Below are 26,688 nucleotides of genomic sequence, written 5' to 3'. Positions count from 1 at the left end.
AGATCCGGGCGTTCAAGCTTCGGAAACGCGAACAACCTTATGACTCTCCGGGGCATGGCTCGGCAACCGTCGGAAAACGCTGTCCGGTAGTCGGACGCGGCGGGCGCCGCCGGAGCCACGGTGGCAGGATTGGCCCATGGCGGCACGCAGCAACCCACACCACCCGGACGTCGTCCAGACAGCATGGAATCCGCGCCTGGCACTCCTGGTGGCGGCAGCGTTCTTCATGGAATTCCTGGACGGCACGGTCCTCACCACCGCCATTCCCAGTATTTCGGCGGATTTTGCCATCCCCGCCGCCGACGTCAACATCACCATGACCGCCTACCTGCTGACGGTGGCCATCGGCATTCCCCTCAGCGGCTGGCTGGCGGAACGGTTTGGTGCCAGGCGGATCTTCTGCACTGCCATCGCGGTGTTCACCCTGTCGTCCCTGGCCTGTGCATTCAGCCAGGACCTGGCCACCTTGACCCTGAGCCGCATTGCCCAGGGTGCCGGCGGCGCCATGATGGTACCGGTGGGCACCCTGGTGGTGCTGCGCGGCACCCCGAAGTCCGAGCTGCTGCGTGCCACCGCGTTCCTGGTGTGGCCCGGGCTCCTGGCACCCGTACTCGCCCCGTTGGTGGGCGGGGCGCTCACGACGTACCTGTCGTGGCACTGGATCTTCCTGGTCAACCTTCCGCTGGGGGCGGCCGCCTTCGTGGCGTCCCTGCGGCTGGTTCCGGCGGTGGCCGGAGATCCCGGCCGGCGGCTGGACTGGCCGGGAATGCTCCTGACAACGGTTGGCGTCGGTGCCCTGGTGACCGGCCTGGAGCTCGCCAGCAGCCACCCGGGACTGCCCTGGGCAGGAATCAGCGCTGCGGCCGGGATTGCGGCACTGGCCGGGGCGGTCCTGTGGATGCGACGGGCTCCCCATCCGCTGTTCAACCTGCAGGTCTTCCGCACCAGGACGTTCCGGGCCATGGCCACGGGCGGATTCGTGTACCGGGTCACCATCAGCTCCGTCCCGTTCCTGCTGCCGCTGATGTTCCAGGCGGGGTTCGGCTGGTCGCCGCTGCACGCCGGCGCCCTGGTGGCAGCAGTGTTCGTCGGGAACATCGGGATCAAACCGGCCACCACGCCGTTGATCCGGAAGTTCGGTTTCAAGGCGATGCTGGTGTTCGCCTCGCTGGCATCAGCCGTGACGTTCGCCCTCTGCGCCTTCCTGACACCGGAAACCCCGGTGGCTTTGATGGCCGCACTGCTGGTGTGCAGCGGCGCCTTCCGCTCCATCGGCTTTTCGGCCTACGCCTCGGTCCAGTACGCGGACATTCCCCCGGCGCAGCTGACCTCCGCCAACACCGTGTCCGCCACCCTGGTGCAGCTCGGCACAGGCTCCGGCATCGCCATCGCTGCCCTGCTGATCCGGACCTTCGAGGGCCTGTCCTCCGCGGCCCAGGATCCGGCCGGGCCATTCCGCGGCGCTTTCCTGGCGATGGCGGTCCTGATGCTGGCAAGCACCGCGGACAGCATCCTGCTCCCCCGGCACGCGGGGGCAGCAGTCAGCCGGCCTGGGCCAGCACCAGGGGCAGAACCGCTCCCGCCCCGGCCTGCCGAAGGGCGCGCCCCGCGACGGTGAGGGTCCACCGGCTGTCGGTGAGGTCGTCGATGAGCATCACCGGCTGGCCTTGGACGGACTGCAGGGCGGCCTCGAGCTCGGGACCCACCACCAGCCGGTCCCATACTCCCGCCAGCCGGTATGCGCTGTTGCCGCCTCGGCCGCCGGTGGGTCCGCCGTGGGCCAGCTGCAGCTCACCAAGGTAGGGGATGCGCCCGATTTCCGAGATTCCCCGGGCCAGCGAGCTCACGAGCTGGGGCTTGCCACGGGACGGCACAGCCACGATCGCGGCCGGCCTGCCCACCCCGCTCCACCCCGGGTTCCGGCCATCACCGGTCCCCCACTCGCGCAACACCTGGACGCAGGCCTGGAGCATGCCCGGGTCCACCGGCCGGTCCTCCGCGCCGGCGGCAAACAGTTCCCGCAGGGCGCCGCCCCAGCCGAGGTCCGTCAGGCGGGCCAGGACGCGCCCCTCCGAGAGGCCCTCAGCCGGTTTGAGTTTCCCCTTCACCGGCACCCCAAGACGGTCCATGCCGCTTGGCCACTGAAGACGCGGCTCCAAGACGCCGCCCGCCCTGCTGAGGGTCTGGTTGGCCGCCGCCGTGGCGTCGGCGGCCACGTCCGCAGGGAACCACTGGCCGGCGCAGTTGTCGCACCGGCCGCAAGGACGGGCTGTCTCGTCGTCCAGGACCGACGTGATGTACTCCATCCGGCAACCGGCCGTGTCCTGGTAGATGACCATGGAGTCCTGCTCGTCCACCCGGGCCTCCGCAATGCGGCTGTAGCGCTCGGCGTCGTAAACCCAGGGTTGGCCCGTGGAGCGCCAGCCGCCGCCGACCCGCTCCACCGCCCCGTCCACGGACAGGACCTTCAGCAGCAGCTCAAGCGGCGTGCGGCGAAGGTCCACCCGGGCTTCAAGCGCCACCGTTGACAGTGCCGTTCCTGCCTCTGCCAACGCCGTCAGCACGGCGGCCGCCTTCTCCTCGGACGGCATGGACGCCGTGGCGAAGTACTGCCAGATCTCCCGGTCCTCGGATCCGGGCAGCAGCAGGACGTCGGCGTTCGCGGCCCCACGGCCGGCGCGGCCCACCTGCTGGTAATAGGCCACCGGCGACGACGGGGCGCCCAGGTGGACGACGAAACCAAGATCGGGCTTGTCGAACCCCATGCCAAGTGCGGACGTGGCCACCAGCGCCTTGACCTGGTTGTCCTTCAGGAGCTGCTCTGCCCGCTCCCGGTCCGCCGGATCGGTCCGCCCGGTGTAGGCGAGCACATTGTGCCCCGCTTCGGAAAGCAGCCGGGCGGTGTCCTCCGCCGCGGAGACGGTCAGGGTATAGATAATTCCGCTGCCGGGAAGGTCTGCCAGGTGGGTCAGCAGCCACCCCAGCCGCTCCTTGGAATTGGGCAGCGACAGGACTCCCAGCCGCAGTGAGTCGCGGCCCAGGGAGCCCCGGATGGTCAGGACCCCGGCACCGAGCTGCTCTTCGATATCGTGCACCACCCGTGAGTTGGCCGTGGCGGTGGTGGCCAGGACCGGCACCGTGTCCGGCAGCCGGGTGATGAGGTCCGCGATCCGGCGGTAGTCGGGGCGGAAGTCGTGGCCCCAGTCCGAAATACAGTGCGCCTCGTCGATGACCAGCAGGCCGGTCCGGCGGAGCAGCTCCGGCAGCTGGGTTTCCCGGAACGCCGGATTTGTGAGCCGCTCCGGGGACACCAGCAGGACGTCCACCTCGTCCGCGGCCAGCTGCTCACGGACCGTGTCCCACTCCAGCTGGTTGGCTGAGTTGATGGCCACGGCCCGGACCCCTGCCCGGGCGGCGGCAGCCACCTGGTCCCGCATCAGGGCCAGCAGGGGCGAGACAATCAGCGTGGGCCCGGCTCCCCGGCGGCGCAGCAGCAGCGATGCCACGAAGTACACGGCGGACTTGCCCCAGCCGGTGCGCTGGACCACCAGGGCCCGCCGCCCGCCGTCGACCAATGCCTCGATGGCTTCAAACTGGCCGTCGTGGAAAACGGCGCCCGGGTTCCCTACCAGGCCCCGAAGGACCTCCAGTGCCTCGGCGTGCGTGGCGGTCCCCGGACCGTCCGGGCCTGCCGACTCTGCAACTGCGGTAGCGGAAACTGTGGAAGCGTACTGGTTATTGGCCATTGATTCAGTATCCCAGCACCCTCCGACACCCCGCACAGCGATCGCGCCGCTATGTGGAAACCTGCCGGGCACGCGCTGCAAAGCCACCGCTGTGACGCAAGTTCTCCCCAAACCCGTTGGCCACATGCGCCGCACACGTAAGATAAAGCCCGTGACTAGCGAACAGACAACGACATTTGATCTCTCGGCATCCTTCAAGGCCTACGACGTCCGTGGGATTGTGGGCGAGTCGATCACCGCCGAAATCGTCGAAGCCGTGGGGGCCGCGTTCGTGGATGTCCTGCAGCTCGAAGGCCAGACCATCGTGGTGGGCGGCGACATGCGCCCATCCTCCCCCGAGTTCTCCAAGGCCTTCGCCAACGGAGCGGCAACCCGGGGTGCCAGCGTGGAGCTCCTGGACCTGATCTCCACCGACGAGCTGTACTTCGCCTGCGGCTTCCTCAACCGCGCCGGAGCCACCTTCACCGCCAGCCACAACCCCGCCGAATACAACGGCATCAAGATGGCCAAGGCAGGCGCCGTTCCCATCTCCTCCGAAACCGGCCTCAAGGACATCCAGGCCCTCGCGGAGCAGTACCTCAACTCCGGTTCCATCCCCGCCGCCGGCGCCCGCGGCCTGATCAGCGTCCGCGACGTGCTCAAGGACTACTCCGAGTACCTCCGCAAGCTCGTTGACCTCTCCGCCTCCCGCCCCCTGAAAGTAGTGGTGGACGCCGGCAACGGCATGGCCGGCCTGACCACCCCGGCGGTGCTGGGCGACACGCTGCTGCCCAAGCTGCCCTTCGACATCGTTCCGCTGTACTTCGAACTGGACGGCTCCTTCCCCAACCACCCGGCCAACCCGCTGGAGCCGGAAAACCTCCGCGACCTGCAGGCCGCAGTGATCGAGCACGGAGCGGACATCGGCCTTGCCTTCGACGGCGACGCCGACCGCTGCTTCGTCATTGACGAGAAGGGCGAGCCCGTCTCGCCGTCGGCCATCACCGGCATGGTGGCACGCCGCGAAATCGCCCGCGCCAAGGCCCAGGGCGAGGAAACGCCCAGCATCATCCACAACCTGCTCACCTCCCGCGCCGTTGCGGAACTGGTGGAGCACGACGGCGGACGTGCGGTCCGCACGCGGGTGGGCCACTCCTTCATCAAGGCAGTCATGGCCAAGGAAGGTGCCGTGTTCGGCGGCGAGCATTCCGCGCACTTCTACTTCCGCGACTTCTGGAACGCTGACACCGGCATGCTGGCCGCCATGCACGTCCTGGCGGCGCTGGGCGAGCAGGACGGCCCGCTTTCCGAACTGGCCCGCGAATACGAGCCCTACGTCAGCTCCGGCGAGATCAACTCCGAGGTGGAGGACAAGCCGGCAGCGGTGGAGCGCGTGCGCCAGGCGTTCGCGGACGAGGACCTCACCATCGACAACCTGGACGGCAGCACTTTCACGGCCAACGACGGCAGCTACTGGTTCAACCTGCGCCCGTCCAACACCGAACCGTTCCTGCGGCTCAACGCCGAGGCCACGGACCGGGCCACCATGGAACGCGTGCGCGACCGCGTCCTTTCCCTGGTGCGGGCCTAGCACCGGATGACTGACCATACCGGGCAGGCAGCGGACGGAAACAGCGGGCAGGACAGCTGGCATGATTCCGTCTCCGAAGCCACGGCAACGGACCTGGAAAACCTCCTGGGCACGGGCGTCAGCGCGGCCCAGGAGCAGCTCCAGCGCAACGGCGGCTTCCTGCCCTTCGCGTTGACCGTCCAGAACGACGGCGAAGTGCGGCTGGTTGCCGTCTCTCCCGCGGATGCCGGAGAGGGCAGCGACGCGGACTTTGACGCCGACGCCATGATCCACGACCTGCAGGCCCTCCTCCGCCAGAACCGGGACGACTTCCGCGCCGCTGCCGTGGTGTGCGACATCCTGCTGGTGGAGGAAGATTCGGACGCCATCCACGTGGCGGCTGAACACCGGGATGGTTCCCTCTTCGCCGCGGTGCTCCCCTACTCGGCCAACGCCACCACCCAGTCCTGGGAATTCGGCGAGCTCGGTGCAGATGCCAGCGAGCCCGTCATCTGGGTGGACTAGACCGGATTTGCTGCCATGAAGATCAATGCCTTCGCTGACGTGAGCCTGCGGGCACTCATGGTGCTCGCAGCGGTTCCGGACGGCACGCTGCTCACCACCCAGAGCATCGCGGACTCGGTGGGGACACCGTACAACCACGTCAGCAAGGCCATGGCCAGGCTGCGGACCATGGGCCTGATCGAAGTGGTGCGCGGCCGGTCCGGCGGTTCACGGCTCAGCCATGCCGGGCGCATCGCCACGGTGGGCCAGATCCTGCGGCAGCTTGATACCCGCACCGATCCCGCGGACTGCGTGTCCCCGGCCGGCAACTGCCCCCTGATCAACGAGTGCAGGCTGCGTGGCGCCCTGGCCCGTGCGCGGGAGGCTTTTTACGCCGAGCTTGATTCGGTGGTGATCGGAGACCTTCCCCAGGCCCGGCAGATGGCGCCGGTCTTCCAGATGATCGGCCTCCGTCCCGGCCTCTGAGTGCCCCGTATCCGGGTGCCAGCTCCCGGTTTGATTTCAAACTTCTACAAGGTGTAGAACTGAGGCAGAAATACTCGCATTTCAAATATGAGTTTTCATCCGGCCGGACGAAGGCCCCGGCCATAACCTCAGGAGTACAGATGCTCTCGGACAAGTCCCGCCCCGTCATTGAGGCCACCCTGCCGCTGGTCGGCTCCCGGATCGGTTCCATCACCCCCAACTTCTACGCCCGCCTGTTCGCGGCGCACCCCGAACTGATGGATGGCCTGTTCAGCCGCTCCAACCAGCGCTCCGGCAACCAGCAGCAGGCCCTGGCCGGGAGCATCGCCGCCTTCGCCACCCACCTGGTGAACAACCCGGGCACCCTGCCGGAGACGGTCCTTTCCCGCATCGCCCACCGCCACGCATCCCTGGGCATCACCGAACCGCAGTACCAGGTGGTCTACGAGCACCTGTTCGGCGCCATCGCCGAGGACCTGGCCGAGGTCATCACGCCCGAGATCGCCGAAGCCTGGACCGAGGTGTACTGGCTGATGGCCGATGCCCTGATCAAGCTCGAGAAGGGCCTCTACGCAGCCCAGGCCAATGACAAAATGTGGATGCCGTGGCGCGTGGCGGCCAAGACCCCCGCAGGAACCGGGTCCATGACCTTCACCCTGGAGCCCGCGGACGACACCCCCGTCACCCCGGCCCTTCCCGGCCAGTACATCAGCGTCAAGGTGGCCGTTGCCGATGGCCTGCGCCAGGTGCGCCAGTACTCCCTTTCCGGCGACGCGGGCACCAGCCGCACCTTCACCACCAAGCTGGACGACGGCGGCGAGGTCTCCCCCGTGCTGCACAACACCGTCCAGGTGGGCGACGTCGTCGAGATCTCCAACCCCTACGGCGAGATCACGCTCAAGGAAGGCGACGGACCCGTCGTCCTGGCCTCCGCCGGCATCGGCTGCACCCCTACCGCCTCCATCCTCCGTTCCCTCGCCGAGTCCGGCTCCGACCGCCAGGTCCTGGTGCTTCACGCCGAGAGCACCCTGGACAGCTGGGCCCTGCGCAGCCAGATGACGGACGACGTCGAACGCCTGGACGGTGCCGAACTGCAGCTCTGGCTGGAGAAGCCGGTGGACGGCGCCAAGCAGGGATTCATGTCCCTGCGTGAAGTCGACCTGCCGGCCGACGCCTCCCTGTACCTCTGCGGCCCGCTGCCGTTCATGAAGAACATCCGCAACGAGGCCATCAACGCCGGCATCCCGGCCACCAAGATCCACTACGAGGTCTTCGGCCCGGACATCTGGCTCGCCAGCTGATTTCCGGCGCCTCCGTGAACGACGACGGCCCCGCACCTTTTCGAAAAGGTGCGGGGCCGTCGTCGTATGGAAGGTGGGGGCGGCTGCTAGTGCTGGGCCATCCGGGCCTTCAGGGAATCGAGCTCGGAGCGCAGGGCCTCGGGCAGCGAGTCGCCGAACCTGGCGTACCACTCCTCGATGGAGGCGAGCTCCGTGTCCCACTCCTCGCGGTCGACGCGGACGGCGTCCTCTACGTGGGCGTGGGTGAGGTCCAGGCCGGTGAGGTCCAGCGCGTGCCCGGCGGGGACGTATCCGATGGGGGTCTCGACGGCGTCGGCCTTGCCCTCGATGCGCTCGATGGCCCACTTGAGGACGCGGGCGTTGTCGCCGAAGCCGGGCCAGGCGAAGCCGCCGTCGGCCGTGCGGCGGAACCAGTTCACCAGGAAGATGTGGGGCAGGCGTTCCGGGTTGGCCTTGCCGGAGACGCTGATCCAGTGCTTCAGGTAGTCGCCGGCGTCGTAGCCGATGAACGGCAGCATGGCCATGGGATCGCGGCGGAGCACGCCAACCTGGCCGGCGGCCGCGGCCGTGGTCTCGGAGGACAGGGTGGAGCCCATGAAGATGCCATTGGTCCAGCTGCGGGCCTGGGTGACCAGCGGAACAGTGGTCTTGCGGCGTCCGCCGAAGAGGATGGCCGAAAGCTCCACGCCCTCGGGGCTGTAGTACTCCTCGGCAAGCATGTCGATCTGTGCGATCGGCGTGCAGAAGCGGGAGTTCGGGTGTGCTGCGGGCTTATCCGAATCCGGGGTCCAGGAGTTGCCCTGCCAGTCGGTCAGGTGCGCCGGAACCTCGTCCGTCATTCCTTCCCACCACACGCCGCCGTCGTCGGTCAGGGCGACGTTGGTGAAGATGCTGTGGCCCTTGGCGATGGCGCGCATGGCGTTGGGGTTGGTGCCCCAGCCAGTGCCGGGGGCAACGCCGAAGAGGCCTGCTTCCGGGTTAGTGGCGCGGAGTTCGCCTTCCTTGCCGATCCGCATCCAGGTGATGTCATCGCCCAGCGTCTCCACTTCCCAGCCTTCGATGGTGGGATCCAGCAGGGCGAGGTTTGTCTTGCCGCAGGCGGAGGGGAAGGCGGCGGAGACGTAGTAGGTCTTCCGCTCGGGGGAGGTCAGCTTGAGGATGAGCATGTGCTCGGCCAGCCAGCCTTCGTCGCGTGCCATGACCGAGGCGATGCGCAGGGCGTAGCACTTCTTTCCGAGCAGGGCGTTTCCGCCGTAGCCGGAGCCGAAGGACCAGATGGAGCGCTCCTCGGGGAAGTGGACAATCCACTTGTCCGGGTTGCAGGGCCATGCCACGTCTTCCTGGCCGGGCGCCAGGGGTGCACCCAGCGAGTGCAGGGCCGGAACGAAGAAGGCGTTGGTCGCGGTGATCTTGTCCAGCACTGCGGTGCCGATGTTGGCCATGATGCGCATGGACGCAACAACATAGGCGCTGTCCGTGATTTCGACGCCGAACTTGGGGTCCTCGGCGTCGAGGTGTCCCATGACGAACGGGATGACGTACATGGTGCGGCCGCGCATGGAACCGGCGAACAGGCCGCGCAGCTTGTCCTTCATCTCCCGCGGGTCCATCCAGTTATTGGTGAAGCCGGCGTCGCGCTTGTTCTCGGAGCAGATAAAGGTCTGCTCCTCAACCCGGGCTACGTCGGCGGGGTCGGAGAACGCGGCGAAGGAATTCGGGAACAGGTCCTGGTTGAGCCTGGTCAGGGTGCCGGCAGCAACGAGCTCGTCCGTGAGGCGGGTGTTTTCCTCTTCGGAGCCGTCAACCCAGTAGATGCGGTCCGGCTGCGTAAGCTCAGCAACCTCTTCGACCCATGCCAGCAGGCCGGCATGTGTGGTGGGTGCTTTCTCAAGCAGCGGCTTCTGCGCCAGATCGCCCATTGCAGTTCCCTTCCTCGGGTTCATCGGTGTGTCCTAAATGCTATGGTCCGGACCAGTGGAGTTTTTGGGGAGCTTGACTGACATATCCGGTCACCGAAAGTGAATTCCGCGGGAAATCAAGGAATTGTTGCCGCGAAAACGCCGATTAAGTGACGAAGGTCACCTAGACCGGTCTAGTCGCACAGATTACAGCCGCTTCGATTTGGCATCGGGCCGCACCTCGCGTAAAGTAATTCGAGGTTCGGGGAGAGCGGTTCTTCTCCCGGGACACGGAATGCGCCCATAGCTCAGCTGGATAGAGCGTCTGTCTACGGAACAGAAGGTCAGGGGTTCGAATCCCTTTGGGCGCACCAACAAGGTCCGCACCGGTTCGCCGGTGCGGACCTTTTTTGTGCTGTCAGGCCGGCCGTCCCCGGCTAGGCTTTGGTCATGAATCCCGAGGCCGCTGGGCGCGAATTTGATGTTGTTGTTATCGGCGCAGGCGCCGTAGGGGAAAACGTGGCCGACCGCGTGGTCCAGGGCGGCCTGACGGCCGTCCTCGTGGAGGCGGAACTGGTGGGCGGCGAATGCTCCTACTGGGCGTGCATGCCATCGAAGGCACTCCTCCGGCCCGGCACCGCGCTCCATGGGGCACAGACCACCCCGGGGGCCAAGGAGGCGGTCACGCGCACCCTGGACGCCGCCGCCGTCCTGGAGCGCCGCAACTACTTCACCTCCAACTGGCAGGATGACAGCCAGGTTTCATGGGTCAAGGACACCGGCATCGAACTGGTGCGCGGCCATGCATGGCTGACCGGGCCGAAGGCCGTCGAGGTGGCCGGCCTGGACGGCACGCAGCACCTCCTGCGGGCCCGGCATGCCGTGGTGCTTGCCACGGGCTCCACCCCCAACATGCCGCCCATTGAGGGACTGCAGGACGTGCAGGTCTGGGGAACGCGCGAAGCAACGTCGGCCAGCGAGGTCCCGGACCGGCTGACGGTTTTGGGCGGCGGTGTGGCCGGAGCAGAGCTGGCCCAGGCCTTCGCCCGGCTTGGTTCAAGCGTTACCCTGGTGGCGCGCAGCGCACTGCTGGGCACTTTTCCGGAAGAGGCCGCGGCCCTGGTCGCCGCGGGACTGAGGGCGGACGGCGTCGAACTCCGGCTGCACACCGCCACGGAGCGGATCAGCGGGAACGACGACGGAACCCTCACCGTAGGCCTTGGCGACGGAACCACCGTCACCTCGGACAAGGTCCTGGTCTCCACCGGCCGCCACCCGGCACTGGAGGGCCTGGGCCTGGAAAGCGTGGGTTTCGAGCCCGACGAATCAGGCCACCTGTCCTTGTCAACGGACGCCTCGGGCCTGGTCCGCGAAATACCCGGCGACGATCCCTGGCTCTACGCCGTGGGCGACGCCGCCGGCAAGAACCTCTTCACCCACCAGGGCAAATACGAGGCCCGCGCCACGGGTGACGCCATTGCCGCCCGGGCCAAGGGCGGGCTGAAGGGGACCCCGGAGGACTGGACGCGCTACGCGCAGACGGCCAACCAGCATGCCGTGCCCAGCGTGGTCTTTACCGACCCCGAACTGGCCGGCGTGGGACGGACGCTGAAGGCGGCGAGGAAGGACCGGTACAACGCCTCGTCCGTGGAGCTCCCCATCCAGGTTGCCGGCTCCTCCCTCCACTCGGAGAACTACGACGGCTGGGCCCAGCTGGTGGTCGACGAAGACCGGAAGGTTCTCCTCGGCGCAACGTTCGCCGGCCCGGATGTGGCCGAGCTGCTGCACGCCGCCACCATCGCCATAGTGGGTGAGGTGCCGCTGGACCGCCTGTGGCATGCCGTCCCCTCCTACCCCACCATCAGTGAGGTGTGGCTCCGCCTCCTGGAGAAGTACGGTCTCTGAGCTCTATTTGAACTGACCAGTCAGTTCGGTTAGCCTTGATGCAGACTTCTTCTGCGAAAGGCAATCCTTGCTCTCAGCACACCAGCTCCAGGCCAAAGGACGCCGGGACCCGCTGCTTCCCCCCACCTCCCTGGGGGTGGCGCGCGGTGAACTGCTGCTCGTGACCGGCGACAGGCAGGACCAGCGCACGGCGTTGTCCCTGCTGCTCAGCGGCAGGATGAGGGCAGCCGCCGGGCAACTCAGCTGGGACGGCGGTTCCCGCACCAAGCAGCTCCGCCTGGCCGCAGCCCTGGTGGACTCCCCGGGTGTCAACGAACCCGAGGAGCACCTCAGCGTCCGCGACCTGGTGACCGAAGACCTCGCCCTGATACCCCGCCGCTACCGGGGAGCGTTGCTCAGCGGCCCCTGGCTCAAGGTCAACCGCTTCGAGGACATCGCGGGCCTGTGGACCGAGCAGCTGGAACCCGGGCGGCGGCTTGAACTGCTGACCGCCCTGGCGCTGGCCAACCCCCGCACGGACCTGCTGGTGGTCGATTCGCCGGACCGCCACAGTGCGGATGAGCTCACCTGGCTGCCGCGCCTCCAGGAGTTGGCGTACGACGCCGGCCGGCCGCTCGCCGTCGTGGCGGCAGTCAGTGCCGTCCCCGCCTCGTGGAACGGCCCCGTGGCCGGGATCGGCAATGCCGCACCCGAGCCTGCCCCCGCGGGCAAGCACGCCGCACCAACCGGGGAAGCAGAGACCGCGGAAACCGTCCGTGAGGCGGAAAACCAGGAAACCAAACTCGAAACTGAGGTTGCCAAGTGACTGTCCTGCGGCTGGCCCGCTCCGAACTGAAGCGCATGACCGGTGGGCTCCTGCCCAAGCTGACCATCCTGGCGCTGACCATGGTCCCGTTGCTCTACGGCGCCGTTTACCTGTACGCCAACTGGGATCCCTATGGCCACCTCAACAACCTGGATGCTGCCCTGGTGGTGGAGGACTCCGGCGCCACCAACGCCGACGGCACGCGCCTTGAGGCAGGGGCGAAGGTGGCGGACAGCCTGGTGGAGGGCAACGTGTTCCACTGGGTGCCGGTGGAAAGCTCAGCGGAAGCCGATGCCGGCGTCAGCAGCGGCCAGTACGCCTTCGCGCTGAAGATCCCGAAGGACTTCTCCGCCAACCTGGTCTCCCCCGGGAGCTTTGACTCGGCCAGCCAGGCCATGCTGAACGTGACCACGAACGACGCCAACAACTACCTCCTGAGCACCATCGTGGACAAGCTGACCACTGCCGTGCACACCACGGTGGCCAAGGAAGTGGGCGAGGAAACCGCCAACCAGCTGCTCACCGGGTTCGGCACCATCCACTCCAAGATGGTCCAGGCGGCGGACGGCGCTTCCCAGCTGGCCGACGGCGTAGCCACGCTCCGGGACGGAACGGTCACCCTCCACGAGGGGACCTCAGCCCTGAGCAGCGGCGCGGACCAGTTGTACGCCGGCCAGCTCAAGCTGCGGGACGGGGCCAACCAGCTAACCGACGGCGCGGGGCAGCTCAGCAGCGGCCTGGCAGTCCTCAAGGACAAGACAGCCACCCTGCCCACCGACACCCAGACCCTCGCTTCCGGCGCCGCCCAGGTTGCCGCCGGGAACGCACAGCTGAACACCAAGGTGCAGGACGTGGCGGCCCAGCTGGAGGCGGTGGACCAGGGCCTCCGCAACCGCGTGGTGGAGTCCAACAGCAGGCTCGTCGCGTCAGGCGTCCTCACCCAGGCGCAGGCGGACAAAGTCCTGGCCGATTTCGATGCCACCGCCGCGGCCAGCCCGATGGCTGCTGCGAAGGGCAAAATCCAGGCGGATGCTGCCCAGGTCCAGCAGCTGGCCACCGGGTCCGAGGCCGTGAGTGTCGGCGCATCCCAGCTCGCAGCCGGGATGCCGGCACTCAAGGGTGCCATCGCACAGGCCTCGGCAGGGGCTGACCAGCTGCACACGGGTGCCGCCGCGCTCGCAGCCGGTGAGCAGTCCGCCGTCGACGGCGCCGCCGGCCTTGCCGACGGAGCGCGGAAGGTTGATGCGGGGGCCGCCCAGCTCTCGGACGGGGCGGGACAGGCCGCCACAGGTTCGCGCACCCTCTCCGATGAGATCGGCAAGGGTGCCGGACAGGTCCCCAACCCCGACGACGCGCAGAAGAGCAACCTGTCCCAGGTGATGGCGGATCCCGTGGCGGTCAGCAACGTCTCGCAGGCCAAGGCGGGATCGTACGGCGCAGGACTGGCACCGTTCTTCCTCACCCTCGCCATGTGGATCGGGATCTTCATGCTGGTGCAGGCCATGCGCCCCATCACGCAGCGGGCGCTGGCCTCCAACGCACCGTCGTGGAAGATCGCCCTGGGCGGCTGGCTGCCCTTCTTCCTGGTCTCGGTGGTGCAGGCGTCCCTGTTGACCCTGGTGGCGGACCTCGCGCTGGGGCTCAATCCCGCCCACCCGGTCCTGATGTGGCTGCTGATGTTGGCCGCCGCCATGGCGTTCAGCGCGCTCATCCAGGGCATCGTGGCACTGCTGGGCTCCCCCGGCAAGCTGGTGGTGCTCATCCTGCTGGTCCTGCAGCTGGTGTCATCCGGGGGCACGTTCCCGTGGCAGACCACCCCCGAGCCGCTGCATGTGGTGCACCAGGTCCTGCCCATGGGATACGTGGTGACCGGAATGCGGCACCTGGTCTACGGCGGGGACCTGTCCATGATTGCCCCCACCTTCGTGGGCCTGCTGGGCTACACGGTGCTGGGCGCGGCCATGTCCACGCTCGCGGTGCGCAAGAACAAGTACTGGAAACTCAAGACCCTGAAGCCGGAGATCGCGGTATGACCACCGAACCCACGTCCGCGGGCAAGGGGCTGCGGCCCGCCCGGACCAACGCCACCCGCCAGAAGCTCTTCGACGCCTCCATGGAGCTGATCGGCGAGCGCGGGGCCGCCAGCGTCACCGTGGATGAGATCGCGGCAGCTGCCGGAGTCTCCAAGGGCACCGTCTATTACAACTTCGGCAGCAAGTCGGAGCTGATCGCGCAGCTCCTGCGGCACGGCGTGGACATCCTCAAGGCGCGGCTGCTCGAGGCCGCCAACGGCGGAGCAACGGGCCGCGACCCGCTGCTCGCCATGGAAGCGATGATCGGCCAGGCCATGGACTTCATGGCGGAGTACCCGTCCTTCGCGCGCCTGTGGGTCAGCGAAAACTGGCGGATTCCCAGCGAATGGCAGGGCACGTTTTCCGTCCTGCGCGGGGAGCTCCTGGAAGTCATCGGCCAGGCCGTGGAAAAAGTGGCCGAGGCTTACCCGGTGGACGATTCCGTGTCCAGGGGAAGCCTGGAAACAGCCATCTTCGGTGCGTGCTTCGTGGTGGGCCTGGACCGGCAGACGTACAACCCCGAGCGCACCCGTGACCAAAGCGTTGCAGCAATCATGGCCATCATGCGCGGCTACGTCCTGAAGGGGCCAGCTCCTCAGGGATGATGGAGCACATGCGCCATACGGGGAAGAGCGGAAAGTTCGCGGTGATCTGCGGCGTCGTTGCTGCAGGGCTGCTGGTGCTCACGGCCATGACCCTTGCAGAGCCGGTGTTCCTCGCGTTCCTGGGCGTCCTGGGGCTGGCCTACCTGGCCGCTGTCGCCGAGATCCTGGCGAGGCGGCGCCGCTTTGCCCTGTTTGCAGCCGGCGCCGGGACCGCACTCGCCCTTGGCTTTTCGCTGGCATTCCTCAGCACGTGGGAGCTGGCGTTCGACGGCCAGTCCTCCTTCCTGGGCACCCCGCTGCCCACCGACGATCCCGACAACTACTTCATCGGCGCTGCGGGCGCCCTGGTGGCCACGTTCGGGGTCCTCTTCCTGGGTGCCCTATGGCCGGGGCAGCGACGGACGGCGGCGGCGCGCAGGCCGGCGCCGCGGCAGGCGGCCCAGCGCGGCCCATCACAACGCGGGACCTCACAGCGGACCGGTGCGACGGCGGCGCGCGGCCCCCGCGCTGCCGCACCCAGGACTGCCATGCCCCGGACCGGCGCACCCAAGACAGGCGCACCCAGGACAGGCGGCAACGGAGACGGCGCCCAAGGATCTGCCGCTCAGCGGACGTCGGCTCCCCGAACCCCAGCCCGGGGGACGTCCTCCGCAGCCCGGCGCCCGTCGTCGTCCGCCCCGCCTTCGCCCAGGCCGGCACCCAGGTCCGGCAACGGCCCGCTCCCCCGCCGCTGACGCCGCCCTCCGGCCCTGGTGAGCACCGCCGTCGCCACGCCGCCCAACAGGAGCATTCCGCCCGCCAGCTCCGTCGGTGACGGCACCTCCGCGAGGACCAGCCACGCAGCGCTCATGCCCACAACCGGGACCAGCAGGGTGAAAGGAACAACGGCCGACGACGGGTGGGTCGCCAGGAGCCGGTTCCAGATTCCGTAGCCCACCAGTGAGGCGAAAACAGCGGTGTACAGGGCACTGAGCATGGTGGGTGCCTGAAGAGAGGACAGCGACTCCCAGACGGTTCCCGGCCCGTCCACCAGCACTGACAGCGCTGCCAGCGGAAGCGGAACCACGGCGCCGGACCACACCACCAGCCCCAGGCCCGAGGCTGCCCTGGCCTTCCGGGCAATGACGTTCCCGGCGGCCCAGGACAGCGCCGCGGCCAGGACAATGACCAGCGGGAGCAATGGCGCCACGGCGCTGCGTCCCACCGCCACGAGGGCGAGTCCGGCCACGCCGAGCGCCACCCCCGCCAACTGGCGCCGGCTGGGCCGCTCACCGAGGAACGCCGCCGCGAGCAGGACCGTCAGCAGCACCTGTGCCTGGAGCACCAGCGATGCGAGGCCCGCCGGCATGCCCAACGCCATGGCCAGGTAAAGGAGGCCGAACTGGCCCGCACTCATGAACAGCCCCACGCCAATGATGGCTTTCCAGGACACCGCGGGTTTCCGCACAAAGAAGATCCACGGGACAACCACCAGGACAAAGCGCATGGCCACGAACAACAGCGGGGGGAAGTTTTGGCCGCCCGCGTGGAGCCCAATGTCAATGGCGACGAAGTTCAGGCCCCACAGCAGGGCAACGACGACGGCAAGGAGGGAATCGCGGAGGTTCACGCTCCTACTGTGGCAGAGCAGCGGATGAAGCACCAGCGCCTAATTCAGCATTCAATCATGTACCTTTGCTTCATGATTGATATCGGGTCACTGCGTGCCCTCGCGGCCATTGAGCAGCATGGCACAGTCATTGCCGCCGCGGAGGCGATGGGGTTCAGCCCGTCGGCCGTTTCCCAGCAGGTGAAGAAGCTGGAGAAGGAGGGCGGCTTCGCGGTCCTGGAGCGCCGCGGCCGCGGCGTCCTGCTGACCGAGCGCGGGCTGGCCCTGGCGGCTTACGGCCGGCGCATCCTGGCCGAGCTCGAGGAGCTTGAGTCCACCCTCCTGGCGGATCCGGCCAAACCCACCGGCAGCCTCCGCGTGGTTTCCTTTTCCACTGCCGTCAGGGGGCTGGTGGGCCCGCTGCTGGCGCGGATCGGTCAGTCGGGGGCCGCGCTTGACCTGTCCGTCCTGGCCGAGGACCCGCGCGAGGCGGTGGCGAGGGTTGCCAACGGCGAGGCGGACCTGGGCCTGGTGCACAACTGGAACTCGGTGCCCCTGGTGATCCCGGAGCACTTGACGCTTGAATGGCTCTGCGAGGACGTGGCGGACGTCCTGGTGCACAGCAGTCATCCGCTCGCACGCCAGGCGGAGGTGGAGCCGGCACAACTGGTGGACGAACGCTGGATCAGTACGCCCGACGGCGCCATCTGCAATGAAGCGCTCCTGCGGATTTTCGCCGATCTTGGGCGGGTCCCGGACATCAGGATCTACGACCCCGATTTTGCGACCCACATTGCGTTGGTGGAGCAGGGGGTGGCCGTTGCGCTGGTGCCCCGCCTGGGACGGCCGGCACTGCCTCCGGACGTGGTGGCCGTTCCTGTAGTTAACCCCATCCAGGCCCGGCAGGTGGGGCTGGTCCATCGCAGGACCATGACGGCCAGCCCGGGCATCAGGCACGTGGCCGTGCTGCTGCGCGGGATTGCCGGCAGTGGAGCTGCAGCTAGTGGGCCCGGGGCACCGCGAACCGGGTAATCCGGGCGTCCTGGCCGTCGAGTTCCGCCCACGGCTTCTCCGTCTCCAGGACGGTGAGCGCATTGGTGGGGAAACGGGTGGCGGCGTCCATGTAGGCGTCGTGGTCGGAATCCCGCGAGGCGAGGTGCATGGCCAGGTCCTGTACGCCCGGCAGGTGCGCGATCAGCATCAGCGTGGTCACGGTGTCCGGCACATGGTTGACCACTGTCAGCATCCGCAAGGCCGATGCCGCGTACAGGCCGTCTTCGAGTTTGGGCGTGGGGGCCTTGTCGCCAAGTTCGGAGCACACCCAGGTGCAGGTTTGCCGGGTGCGCAGGGCACTGGAGCACAGAATGAAGTCCGGGACGATGTTGTGGTTGAGCAGCCAGCGCCCGGCCAGCGGCGCCTCCCGGTGTCCGCGTTCCTCCAGCGGCCGCTCGTGGTCAGCCACGCCGCCGGGCCAGTCAGCCTTGGCATGGCGCATGATCACAAGGCGTCGAACGTGGTGCGAACTCATGGCCCAAGCCTAGCGCCAGCCAAAAGCACGCGAAGCAGGACCCGGCAGCGAAAACACCGTCACGGAGAGCACGCTTTCAGCCTCGCCCGGGAACATCCATGGCCGGGGCTTAGGCTTCACCACTCAAGCAGAGCTCAAAAGCATGCCCTTAGTGACGCGAGGCCAAGCAACCGCGAAGGCACAGTGCTTGGAGAGGGCCCAGGATGCCAAAAAGGGGCATTTAGGAGAGGAGGTCGCCGCAGCGTAGCGAGGCATCGCGAAGGCGCCGTTGTTGCGTGAGGCACGAGCGCAGGCGCCGAAGGATGCCTCGCGAGAGCGAAGGCGACCAGTTCCACAGGAGCAGGTCGCCTTCGCGCGCGAAAGATACTTAGATCGAGTACTCCGGAGCGGCCCAGACAACAACCTCCGGGTGCTCGTAGAACCGGTAGCCCTGGCCGCGTACGGTGCGGACCGTGTTGGCGAGGCGGCCGAGCTTGGAGCGGAGGCGGCGGATGTGGACGTCGATGGTGCGCTCGTTGGGCACTTCTTCGGCGTTGCGCCACAGCCCCTCGAGGAGCTCGTCACGGCCCACGGTGCGGGTGCCATTTTCGACGAGGTAGTTCAGGAGCTCAAACTCCTTGAACGTCAGGTTCAGGGATTCGCCGTCCAGGTGGACTTCGCGGCGGGCGAGGTCGATGAGCACACCGGAGGGACGCGGTTCCTGCGGCTGGGCAGGGCGCGGGGTTTCGGTGCGCTGGCGCGAGTTGACCGTGGGGTCGCCAAAGGTGGAGCGGACGACGTCGAGCGCGGAACCGGGAGTGCCCGCCGGCGCGACCGCCACGGCAGCGTAGCTTTCGGCACCGGAGACAAGCGACTGGGCGTAGGCGCGGATTTCCTGCGCAAGCTTGGCGATGGAGGTGCCTGCTGCCGCCGCGGTCTCCTCATCGATGCCCATGTAGAGGACGAACCCGCGGGCAACGTTGTCGTTGGCTACCGGGCGGACCTGGTTTGCACCGGGCACCACAGGGGTAGGGGCAGTAACGGGAGCGGACTCGGCGGGATGCACGGCGCGAAGCTGGCCGTAGGAATTCGGGTTGTAACCCTGCGGGGCGAAGCCCTGGGCCGGGAAGCTGCTACCGGATGCGGAGGGAGCAAGCGAGGGACGCGGGCCGAAGCCGGGGCGGAGGCCGGTGGCCTGGCCGGCCTTGGCGGCGTTACGGACAGAGATGTGGACGTATCCGGATGCAACTGACATGAATGCTTACCTCAATGTGAAATGGCCGGCTCCGCGGCTCGAATGCTGGTTTCCCCGTCACGCGGACCGGGGAGGGACGCCCGACGCTGGGCTTGGGGGCGAATGCCTAAGAACTTCGGTGGGTGGGAAGGTCAGGCGTGCATTCGACAACAGCGCATGTCGGCAGCAGCGGATGTGCTGGGCCAATATTCTGCGGCTGCAGGTGCTGTTGAGTTCTTGTTCACATTGGAAGTGTGCCGCGTAACAATGCCAACTTGCAAGTAACAATGGACCGAATCGTCCGCATTGTGAGACAGATCCGCAAATTGTGCCGCATGTCACTATTTCGGCAGCGGGGATGATTTGGGACGCTCGAATCGGCAAACGGCCAAAATTTGAGCGTATTCAGAATAATCTTCGCCTATATGGAAGTTTACCGAATGTGTCCGAAATTCAACCGTTTGACGTGGAATCGCCCCCGGACCTCTGCGGCGTGTCCAACCGATGTCCTGCCCCCAGCAGATTTTTTTGCCCGCGAACGCCGCTGAGCCGGAGGCAGGACAGTCCAAACATCGTTTCAGGCCACCGTCAGTTACTGCTGGTGCCCTGGCTGGGGGTGGTGGCGGTGGTGGCTGCAGCCAGCTGGATGGTCTCGGCAGTGTAGGTGTCCGAATTCTTCAGGGCGGTCACCCGGACGCTGGCCCCTGCGGTCACATTGGAGAGGCTGAGCGTGGTGCCGGTGGAACCTCCGCCCCGCTGCCGCATCCCCTGGGTCACCTGGACGTCTGATCCCACGGCGTAGGTCCGGGAAAACCCGTCCTCACTCTTTACGGTCATGGACGTGCCGGAGATCTCGGTGACGGTGCCGGCCTGCCCCGCCATGGTGACGTAGCTGGAGCCCTGGAGGACAACGTATTCGGAGTGGACGGCTGCGTTGAGCCCTGCCGAGCCCATCCCCAGGCCACCAGGCCCGCCGTCCATTCCCATGCCGCCGTCCATGCCACCTGCCATGCCGCCACCCGTGCTGCTTTGGCCGTCCGGACCGGTCATGCCGCCCTGGCTCCCCGGGCCGAACTGGCCCATGGCACCCGTGCCGCCCTGGCCATTGTTCGCCGAGGCCGTTCCGCTCCCGTTTCCGGCAGCATAGGCGCCGGCACCGGCTGCCGCTGCCACCACCACCGCAATGCCACCCACCAGGAGCCCCTTCTTCGCGGTCCAGTTCCCTTTCCCTGCCCGCGTCGAATCAGTGGGTGCGTACTGCCGGGGTGCGCCCCATCCCATGCCGGAGTCGGGCACCTGGCCCTGCGCCGTCGTCGTACCCCACGCCGCAGAAGGCGAACCGGGAACGGGGGCGCCCCAGCCCTGCGCGGCATCGTCGCGGGCGGCACCATCTGCCGCGCCTTCCCACACCGGGGCCGGTTGGCCCGGCTGCTTTCGGCCTTCTGCGGACGGGTCCGCCTGGCCGTTGTGGCCTGCTGCCCCGGGGTAGGCGTTGTCTTGCTGTTCCATGGCTTTCTCCAAGAAGTCGTCGGTGTTGGTGGTGGTGCTGTTGTCCCAACAGGCTGTGCCGCTTTGCTGTGCAGGGGCTGTGCGGCGGACCAAGCCTGCCTGTGACCTGCCAGGGCCACAGCCAAGCCGGCCACCTCGCCGGGTCACAGGTGGCTAGGCTGGAGCTCACAGCCGGAACACAGCAACGTCAAAGCATCGGCAAACCGACAGATCGGAGAGTTGTCCCATGGCATCCCCGCACCCCATGACCAACAACCTTCCCCAGCTCACCCACCCGGACGGTTCCCCGATCCGCGCCCTGGTGGTGGATGACGAGCCCAGCCTGTCGGAACTGATGAGCATGGGCCTGCGCATGGCAGGCTGGTCGGTGGCCGTGGCCGGCGACGGGCCCACTGCCGTGAAGCTCGCCAAGGACTTCCACCCGGACGTCCTGGTGCTCGATGTCATGCTGCCAGGGTTCGACGGCGTGGAGCTGCTGGGCAGGATCCGCGCCTTCGCGCCGGAGGTGCCCGCGCTTTTCCTGACTGCCAAGGACGACGTCCAGGACCGCATCGTAGGGCTGGCCGCCGGCGGGGACGACTATGTCACCAAGCCCTTCAGCATGGAGGAAGTCCTGCTCCGCCTGCACCGCCTGGTCCAGCGTTCCGGGGTGGCCGCCATGGACACCGCCGAGCTGGTGGTGGGCGACCTGGTACTCAACGTGGACACCCGGGAAGTCACCCGTGCCGGGGACGACATCCAGCTGACGGCCACCCAGTTCGAACTCCTCCGCTACCTGATGGAGAACCCGAAACGCGTGGTCAGCAAAGCCCAGATCCTTGACCACGTGTGGGATTACGATTTCGGTGGCCAGGCAAACATCGTGGAACTGTACATCTCCTACCTGCGCAAGAAGATCGAAGCGAACCATCCGCCGATGATCCACACCGTGCGCGGCGCGGGCTACGTCATCAAGCCCGCAGACTAGCCGGAGGAAACGCGTGTCTCTTTCCGGTGTCCCCCGGCCTGCCGGCCGCTCCTGGTTCAACCCCTCAACCTGGCACCTCCGCACCCGGCTGATCCTGCTCTCCATGGCCCTCCTGGTGGCAATCTCCAGTGCGATCGGCGTGGTCAGCTATGCCTCCATGGATGTGGTCCTCACCAACCAGCTGGACGCCCAGCTGAAGCTGGCATCCCGCGGCCGGCCGCCGGAAGGCAACCCCTCCGGCCGTCCCGACCCCCTCGACGCACGCGGACAAAGCGTGGGAACGCTCAATGCAAGGGTGGCGGGCGGACAGGTCAGCCGGGAAGCGGGCTTCCTCTCCTCGGACGCCACCCGCACAGCCCTGACCGCCCGGGACGCGGCCACCCTGCAGGCACTCCCCCACGACGGCATACCGGTGGACCGTGAGCTGTCCAACGGCGACTACCGGCTGATGGCAACCGAAACCCCGTACGGCGATGTGGTGATCACCGGCCTGCCACTGGCAACGAAACAGAGCACCGAGGCCTCGCTGGTCCTGACCATGGTGCTGGTTTCGCTGGGCGGCCTGGTCCTGATCGGGCTGGCCGGCACTGCCCTGATCCGCCGGACCATGCGGCCGCTGGAACAGTTGTCCGACGTCGCCACCAAAGTGTCCAAGCTCCCCCTGGACGCCGGTGAGGTTGCGCTCGCTGTCCGTGTGCCGCCCTCTGCGGCGCATCCCACCACCGAGGTGGGCAGCGTGGGCCACGCCCTGAACCTGATGCTGGACAACGTCTCCAGTGCGCTGGAAGCACGCCAGCGGAGTGAGACGAAGGTGCGCCAGTTTGTTGCCGACGCATCCCATGAACTTCGAACACCACTGACCGCCATCCGCGGGTACACCGAGCTGATGCGCATGACCGAACCCCTGACCGAGGACGGCCAGAAGTCGCTGGGGCGGGTTCAAAGCCAGTCGGAGCGCATGACCGCGCTGGTGGAGGACCTGCTGCTGCTGGCACGGCTGGATGAGGGCAAGGCAACCGAAGCCACCGACGTGGACCTGACCCAGCTGGTGGTGGAAACCGTCAGCGACGAAAAGGTCATGGCCCCGGACCACGCGTGGCAGCTGCAGTTGCCCGACGAACCCGTCACGGTCCGCGGGGACACCACCCAGCTCCACCAGGTGCTGGCCAACCTGCTCTCCAACGCCCGAAAGCACACCCCGGCCGGCACCACCGTGACCACCGGCGTGATGCGCTCGGCCGACGGCAGCGTGGTGGTCACGGTCACCGACGACGGGCCTGGCATCCCGGCCGAATTCCAGGGCAGCATCTTCTCGCGCTTCACCCGGGCCGATGCCGCGCGCTCCGGCTCCGAGGGTTCTTCGGGCCTGGGTCTGTCCATTGTCGAATCGATTGTCATGGCCCACGGCGGCACCGTGGAACTGGTGTCACGGCCGGGCAGGACCGAGTTCGCGGTCCGCCTTCCGGCGGCCGGGCCCGCGCAGCCCTGAAGCGCCCTGACTTACACAGCCGCGTCACAGGTTGTGCCTAAAGCCTTCAAATCAGGCGGCGCCACTCTTGATGCATGACGCTCACCGACCACACTTCAGGAACCCTGCAGGACGCCGCGGTGGCGCCGCCGGGCCTTCCCTCCCCGGGACGTGCCGTGCGGCGCGCCCCCGTGGACACGCGCACCGCAGTCCCCGTCCTTGATGTCACCATCCCCGTCTTCAACGAGGAGCGCGACCTTGAGGAATGCCTCCGCAGGCTCCACGGACACCTGCGCGACACCTTTCCGCACAGCTTCCGGATCACCGTGGCGGACAACGCCAGCACGGACGGGACCCTGAAGATCGCCGAACGGCTGGCCCGTGAGTTCCCGGAGGTCGCCGTGGTCCACCTTGATGAGAAGGGCCGCGGGAACGCGCTGCGCAAGGTATGGCTCGCGTCCCCGTCGCCGGTCCTGGCCTACATGGATGTGGACCTTTCCACCGACCTGGCAGCCCTCCCCCCGTTGCTGGCCCCCCTGATTTCCGGCCATTCCGACCTGGCAATCGGCACCCGGCTGACCCGCAACTCCCGGGTTGTCCGCGGACCCAAGCGGGAGTTCATCTCGCGCAGCTACAACCTGATGCTTCACTCCCTGATGGCAGCCCGGTTCAGTGACGCCCAGTGCGGGTTCAAGGCCATCCGGGCCGACGTCGCGCAGCAGATCCTCCCCTACACCGTGGACAATTCCTGGTTCTTCGACACCGAGCTGCTGGTCCTGGCTGAGCGCTGCGGCCTGCGCGTCCACGAAGTTCCCGTGGACTGGGTCGACGATCCCGACTCCAGCGTGGACGTGGTCCGCACGGCGCTGGCCGACGTCCGTGGAATGGCCCGGCTCACCCGGGATCTGGTCTACGGCCGCATCCCGGTTCCGGAACTGCGCGCCGCCCTTGCCAGGGGTCCGCTCCCGGCGTCGTCGCGGGCTGGCGAACAGACCCACGGCAGCAGCCTGTTCGGCCAACTGGTCCGGTTCGCCGCCATCGGCGCCGCCTCAACGCTGGCCTACCTGCTGATCTTCCTGTTCTGCCGGGGCTTCATGGATCCGCAGCTGGCCAACTTCCTGGCCCTGCTGGTCACGGCCGTGGCCAATACCGGGGCCAACCGGCGCTTCACGTTCGGGATCCAGGGCGGAAACCCGGTCCGGCACCATTTTGAGGGGCTGATTGTGTTCGGCATCGGCCTGGTGCTCACTTCCGGGGCGCTCGCCCTGGTCCACCGGACCACGACGCCCGACCGGTGGATGGAAGTCCTCACCGTGGTCGCGGCGAACCTGGCGGCCACGGCAGTGCGGTTCCTGCTTTTCCGGCTCTGGGTCTTCCGGGGAGCCGGCACCAACAAGACAACCCAGGCCGACCACCTCCACAGAAACGGGTGCACCATGACCTCCACCATCTCACCGGCAGGCGCCGGCTCAACTGCCGCACCGCTGCCCGCAAACGCCGGTGGCCCGGCCTCTGCCACAGGAGCTCCACAACCCACCCCACGCTGGACGCGCTACGCGTTCGGCAGCCAACCGCGCTGGGTGCGCCCCTCGGCCGCCGCGCTCCTGGTGGCCACGGCGGTCCTGTACCTGTGGAACCTTGCAGCCACCGGCTACGGGAACTCGTTCTACGCCGCCGCCATCCAGGCGGGCACCAAGGACTGGACCGCGTTCCTCTTCGGTTCGCTCGACGCCGGAAACGCCATCACGGTTGACAAGCCCCCGGCGGCACTATGGATTCCAGCCCTGGCGGGCCGCATCTTCGGATTCTCGTCCCTCAGCATGCTGGTGCCCGAGGCACTCATGGGCGTGGCCGCCGTCGGCGTCCTCTACCTGGCGGTCAAGAGGGTCTCAGGACCGGCCGCAGGGCTGCTGGCCGGCGCCGCGCTGGCGCTGACGCCCGTGGCTGCGCTCATGTTCAAGTTCAACAACCCCGACGCCATGCTCACCCTGTGCCTGGTACTGGCGGCATACTTCACCATCCGGGCCACCGAACGGGCTGGCTGGAAGTGGCTTGTTGCGGCCGGAGCCGTGATCGGACTGGCTTTCCTCACCAAGATGCTGCAGGGCTTCCTGGTCGTTCCGGCGCTGGGACTGGCCTACCTGTGGGCCGCCCCCACCCCGATCGGCCGCCGGTTGGCACACCTCGTGGGCGCACTGGGAGGCATCATCGTGGTGGCCGGCAGCTACATCGCCCTCTTCCAGCTGACCCCGGCTTCAGCCCGCCCGTACATGGCCGGGTCCACCACCAACAGCTTCCTGGAGCTGACCTTCGGCTACAACGGCCTGGCCCGCATCACCGGCTCGGGTGAAGGCATGCCCGGCGGCGGAGCGGCCGGCGGGCCCGGCGGCGCCGGCGGCGGTTTCGGCGGCGGCAACAGTGGATTCGGCGGCGCTGCTGGCCTGCTGCGGATGTTCGGGACGAGCTTTGGCGGCGAAGTGTCCTGGCTGCTGCCCGCCGCCCTCGTCCTGCTGGTTGCCGGCCTCTGGTTCACCCGGCGGGAAGTCCGCACCTCGATGGGCCGTGCGTCGCTGATCCTGTGGGGCGGCTGGCTCCTGGTCACCGCGGGTGTGTTCAGCTTCATGAGCGGCATTGTCCACCCCTACTACTCTGTGGCGCTGGCACCTGCGATCGCGGCACTGGTGGGAACCGGTGCCGTGGAACTCTGGCGCGGCCGGGCGTCCTGGCCGGCCAGGATTGTCCTGGCCGCAACGGTCCTGGGCACCTCCATCTGGTCGGCTGTCCTCCTGGGCCGCGACGCGTCCTGGCTCCCCTGGCTGCGCATCGTCGTCATCGTCCTTGGCGTCCTTGCCGCCGCCGGCCTGCTGCTCCGCGTTGACGGCCTCGGCACCGCCGGACGGTTCCGGCGCGCGGGCGCTGTCGCCGTCGTCGTCATATCCCTCCTGGCCGGAGGACTCGGGGCGGGTGCCTGGACCGTGGCCACCGCAGCGTCCGCGCATTCGGGTTCCATTCCGACGTCGGGGCCGGCAGGTTCGGCGGCAGGCGGCTTTGGGAACCGGGCAGCTGATTTCCGCGGCGACCGCACCGGCGGTACGGACGCCGCCACCGGAACCGACAGGTTTGACCCCGCAAACGGAATGGGCGGCGCAGCCGACGGCGCCGGTGGTCCCGGCGGGGCCGGCGGCCCCGGTGAGGGAACGGCCGATGCCGCAGTGACCGCGCTGCTCTCCTCCACCACCACGAAGTGGTCCGCGATCGTCTCCGGCGCCAGCCAGGCAGCAAGCCTGGAACTTGCCACGAACACCAACGTCATCGCACTCGGCGGCTGGAACGGCGGGGATCCGTACCCCACGCTCGCCCAGTTCCAGGACATGGTGTCCAAGGGCGAGATCGGATATTACATCCAGGGCGGCGGCATGGGTGGCGGGATGGGCGGCCGGGGCGGCAACTCGGAGGTGGCGGCCTGGGTGCAGGCCAACTTCCAGGCCCAGACCGTGGGCAATTCCACCGTCTACGACCTGGCCAAGTAGCCCGCCATGGCCAG

At 67.8% G+C, this 26,688-nt stretch carries 19 protein-coding genes and 1 tRNA gene; 14 read left to right on the top strand and 6 right to left on the bottom strand.

From position 1 onward, the window contains the following. The first annotated feature begins 136 nt into the window (after positions 1 to 136). Positions 137 to 1,618 carry an MFS transporter gene (locus AB0280_RS19775; RefSeq protein ID WP_307488004.1) on the top strand — a complete coding sequence of 494 codons (1,482 nt, stop codon included), beginning with the start codon at positions 137 to 139 and terminating at the stop codon, positions 1,616 to 1,618. Here the strand turns inward: AB0280_RS19775 and AB0280_RS19770 are convergent. After that, positions 1,542 to 3,746 carry a RecQ family ATP-dependent DNA helicase gene (locus AB0280_RS19770; RefSeq protein ID WP_307488000.1) on the bottom strand — a complete coding sequence of 735 codons (2,205 nt, stop codon included), beginning with the start codon at positions 3,744 to 3,746 and terminating at the stop codon, positions 1,542 to 1,544. The two genes, AB0280_RS19775 and AB0280_RS19770, sit on opposite strands and share 77 nt — an antisense overlap. Positions 3,747 to 3,897: 151 nt before the next feature. Here AB0280_RS19770 and AB0280_RS19765 point away from each other — a divergent pair, with 151 nt between their 5' ends. The 4 genes from AB0280_RS19765 (at position 3,898) to AB0280_RS19750 (ending at position 7,586) form a co-directional block, all read left to right on the top strand. Further along, positions 3,898 to 5,316, top strand: coding sequence for a phosphomannomutase/phosphoglucomutase (locus tag AB0280_RS19765; RefSeq protein WP_275180903.1), 1,419 nt, complete (start codon positions 3,898 to 3,900; stop codon positions 5,314 to 5,316). Between the two features lie 6 nt (positions 5,317 to 5,322). Beyond that, complete coding sequence (locus AB0280_RS19760) at positions 5,323 to 5,820, top strand: hypothetical protein (RefSeq protein ID WP_307487997.1); 498 nt, start codon at positions 5,323 to 5,325, stop codon at positions 5,818 to 5,820. Between the two features lie 15 nt (positions 5,821 to 5,835). Beyond that, on the top strand, positions 5,836 to 6,285 hold the full coding sequence (locus AB0280_RS19755) for an RrF2 family transcriptional regulator (RefSeq protein ID WP_159632945.1): 450 nt from the start codon (positions 5,836 to 5,838) through the stop codon (positions 6,283 to 6,285). Positions 6,286 to 6,425: 140 nt separating this feature from the next. Continuing rightward, positions 6,426 to 7,586 carry a globin domain-containing protein gene (locus tag AB0280_RS19750; protein WP_224024926.1) on the top strand — a complete coding sequence of 387 codons (1,161 nt, stop codon included), beginning with the start codon at positions 6,426 to 6,428 and terminating at the stop codon, positions 7,584 to 7,586. Between the two features lie 86 nt (positions 7,587 to 7,672). On the opposite strand, the gene AB0280_RS19745 is transcribed toward AB0280_RS19750, so the two are convergent. Beyond that, positions 7,673 to 9,505: a phosphoenolpyruvate carboxykinase (GTP) gene (locus AB0280_RS19745; protein WP_159632947.1), complete on the bottom strand. Its 1,833-nt coding sequence runs from the start codon at positions 9,503 to 9,505 to the stop codon at positions 7,673 to 7,675. A gap of 276 nt (positions 9,506 to 9,781) precedes the next feature. On the opposite strand from AB0280_RS19745, the gene AB0280_RS19740 reads away from it, so the two are divergent. The 5 genes from AB0280_RS19740 (at position 9,782) to AB0280_RS19720 (ending at position 14,871) form a co-directional block, all read left to right on the top strand. Beyond that, a tRNA-Arg gene (locus AB0280_RS19740) sits at positions 9,782 to 9,858 on the top strand. A gap of 76 nt (positions 9,859 to 9,934) precedes the next feature. Next, the gene (locus AB0280_RS19735) at positions 9,935 to 11,389 is read left to right on the top strand and encodes a dihydrolipoyl dehydrogenase family protein (RefSeq protein WP_366368490.1); all 1,455 of its coding nucleotides are present in this window, start codon (positions 9,935 to 9,937) and stop codon (positions 11,387 to 11,389) included. A gap of 67 nt (positions 11,390 to 11,456) precedes the next feature. After that, on the top strand, positions 11,457 to 12,194 hold the full coding sequence (locus AB0280_RS19730) for an ABC transporter ATP-binding protein (protein ID WP_366368488.1): 738 nt from the start codon (positions 11,457 to 11,459) through the stop codon (positions 12,192 to 12,194). Next, the gene (locus tag AB0280_RS19725) at positions 12,191 to 14,227 is read left to right on the top strand and encodes a YhgE/Pip domain-containing protein (RefSeq protein ID WP_366368486.1); all 2,037 of its coding nucleotides are present in this window, start codon (positions 12,191 to 12,193) and stop codon (positions 14,225 to 14,227) included. Before AB0280_RS19730 ends, AB0280_RS19725 begins: the two co-directional genes overlap by 4 nt. Beyond that, on the top strand, positions 14,224 to 14,871 hold the full coding sequence (locus tag AB0280_RS19720; RefSeq protein ID WP_224024916.1) for a TetR/AcrR family transcriptional regulator: 648 nt from the start codon (positions 14,224 to 14,226) through the stop codon (positions 14,869 to 14,871). The genes AB0280_RS19725 and AB0280_RS19720 overlap by 4 nt, the downstream gene beginning before the upstream one ends. 604 nt (positions 14,872 to 15,475) lie before the next feature. Here AB0280_RS19720 and AB0280_RS19715 read toward each other — a convergent pair. Continuing rightward, the gene (locus tag AB0280_RS19715; RefSeq protein WP_307487988.1) at positions 15,476 to 16,480 is read right to left on the bottom strand and encodes an EamA family transporter; all 1,005 of its coding nucleotides are present in this window, start codon (positions 16,478 to 16,480) and stop codon (positions 15,476 to 15,478) included. A 72-nt stretch (positions 16,481 to 16,552) separates the two neighbouring features. On the opposite strand from AB0280_RS19715, the gene AB0280_RS19710 reads away from it, so the two are divergent. Then, on the top strand, positions 16,553 to 17,491 hold the full coding sequence (locus AB0280_RS19710) for a LysR family transcriptional regulator (RefSeq protein ID WP_307487986.1): 939 nt from the start codon (positions 16,553 to 16,555) through the stop codon (positions 17,489 to 17,491). Here the strand turns inward: AB0280_RS19710 and AB0280_RS19705 are convergent. The 3 genes from AB0280_RS19705 to AB0280_RS19695 form a co-directional block, all read right to left on the bottom strand. Continuing rightward, the gene (locus AB0280_RS19705; protein ID WP_159632955.1) at positions 17,460 to 17,987 is read right to left on the bottom strand and encodes a SixA phosphatase family protein; all 528 of its coding nucleotides are present in this window, start codon (positions 17,985 to 17,987) and stop codon (positions 17,460 to 17,462) included. The genes AB0280_RS19710 and AB0280_RS19705 overlap by 32 nt on opposite strands. 367 nt (positions 17,988 to 18,354) lie before the next feature. After that, on the bottom strand, positions 18,355 to 19,221 hold the full coding sequence (locus AB0280_RS19700) for a winged helix-turn-helix domain-containing protein (protein WP_159632957.1): 867 nt from the start codon (positions 19,219 to 19,221) through the stop codon (positions 18,355 to 18,357). 567 nt (positions 19,222 to 19,788) lie between these two features. Then, complete coding sequence (locus AB0280_RS19695) at positions 19,789 to 20,709, bottom strand: hypothetical protein (protein WP_307487983.1); 921 nt, start codon at positions 20,707 to 20,709, stop codon at positions 19,789 to 19,791. Positions 20,710 to 20,935: 226 nt separating this feature from the next. Here AB0280_RS19695 and AB0280_RS19690 point away from each other — a divergent pair, with 226 nt between their 5' ends. The 3 genes from AB0280_RS19690 (at position 20,936) to AB0280_RS19680 (ending at position 26,674) form a co-directional block, all read left to right on the top strand. Then, on the top strand, positions 20,936 to 21,676 hold the full coding sequence (locus AB0280_RS19690; RefSeq protein WP_159632959.1) for a response regulator transcription factor: 741 nt from the start codon (positions 20,936 to 20,938) through the stop codon (positions 21,674 to 21,676). A gap of 13 nt (positions 21,677 to 21,689) precedes the next feature. Beyond that, entirely contained in the window at positions 21,690 to 23,165 is a 1,476-nt protein-coding gene (locus AB0280_RS19685) for a sensor histidine kinase (protein WP_366368482.1), read from the top strand. Between the two features lie 74 nt (positions 23,166 to 23,239). Further along, positions 23,240 to 26,674, top strand: a complete 3,435-nt coding sequence (locus AB0280_RS19680) for a glycosyltransferase family 39 protein (RefSeq protein ID WP_366368480.1) — start codon at positions 23,240 to 23,242, stop codon at positions 26,672 to 26,674. Positions 26,675 to 26,688: the final 14 nt, after the last annotated feature.

The sequence above is a fragment of the Pseudarthrobacter sp. 902506025 genome (assembly GCF_040702325.1).
Classification (GTDB): domain Bacteria; phylum Actinomycetota; class Actinomycetes; order Actinomycetales; family Micrococcaceae; genus Arthrobacter.
Note: the sequence above shows the minus strand (reverse complement) of the source record. Positions and strands in the feature narration are given on the sequence as shown.